The organism is Methylobacterium sp. D48H (assembly GCF_053345715.1).
In genome coordinates this window covers 1-282 of the sequence record NZ_JBKFAP010000211.1, presented here as the reverse complement: position 1 = coordinate 282, position 282 = coordinate 1, and the positions used below count along the sequence as shown (strand labels likewise).

Sequence of the window (282 nt, the reverse complement as noted above, 5' to 3'; positions counted from 1 at the left end):
CGCGTCGTCGAGGTGCACCAGTTGCCCGACACGATCCGCATCCTCGACGGCGGCCGGGTCGTGGCGAGCCACTCGATCCTGGAGGGACGGCGCCAATACCGCGTCGATCCCGAGCATCGGCAGGGAGGAGCTGCCCGAGCCATGCGGCACGGCCATCCCGACAGCCTGCCGATCGGGCGGAGTGGCGATCACGTCGCGCAGCGCTCCCTGGCCGTCTACCAAGCCGTCGGCGAGCGGCTCGCTGCTGGCATCGGGGTCCGGTCATGACCCGTACCGCTCCCG

Annotated in this window: 1 protein-coding gene; it reads left to right on the top strand. The window is 71.6% G+C overall.

Features of this window, described 5'->3' with window-relative positions:
* Positions 1-267: Mu transposase domain-containing protein (locus ACLBX8_RS32170; RefSeq protein ID WP_447716470.1), on the top strand; the 267-nt coding region annotated here is incomplete at its 5' end.
* Positions 268-282: the final 15 nt, after the last annotated feature.